Below are 608 nucleotides of genomic sequence, written 5' to 3' on the forward strand. Positions count from 1 at the left end.
CCTCTTTTATATGACTTGAGGGCTTCGATAAGCTGCCGCTGTTTGACGATTCGATTGTCCAAAAGGGAAAGGATCGAAGCTATTTTCTGCTGCTCTTTGTGGGTTGGCACACCAACCTTGTATTCAAGTATTTGAGTTTTGTCCCCACGAGGCATTTTTGAGCCTTTAACGCCACTCATAACATGGGTAATGAAATCCTCTCTCGCTATGTTATAGTATAAATAGTCAGGGTTAATGTTCGCAGAATGCAGCACAAGGACATCTGTGTTACAACACCCAGCAAAGTTAGCTTTCCAGATTTTTTTTAGATACGGACGAATATTGGCAATTAGCACATCTCCCGAAGCAAAAGGAATGCCCGAAACAATCGCCTCGTCTTTATACGGTTCCATACCGGCGAAATTTTGTAACATATTCTCGGTACTTACATATTTACTTTTTGGTACGATGTCCTTTCCGGTTTGATAGTATGAAATATCTGAGAGGCGAGACAATTCCCATGTTTCATTAAACTCCGGAAATCTCAGTTTGGGTACATGAACCCCTTGACTATTACTTGAGGATACTTTTCCCATAAAAATTACACCTCCTCGTCAAAGGGAAAATCA

General features: G+C 41.0%; 1 protein-coding gene. It reads right to left on the minus strand.

The annotated features are described in order from the left end of the window. Window positions 1–575: restriction endonuclease subunit S (locus D1841_RS18170; protein WP_207710211.1), on the minus strand; the 575-nt coding region annotated here is incomplete at its 3' end. Between the last annotated feature and the right edge of the window lie 33 nt (window positions 576–608).

This window comes from Neglectibacter sp. X4, assembly GCF_009917365.1.
Lineage (GTDB): Bacteria > Bacillota > Clostridia > Oscillospirales > Acutalibacteraceae > Acutalibacter.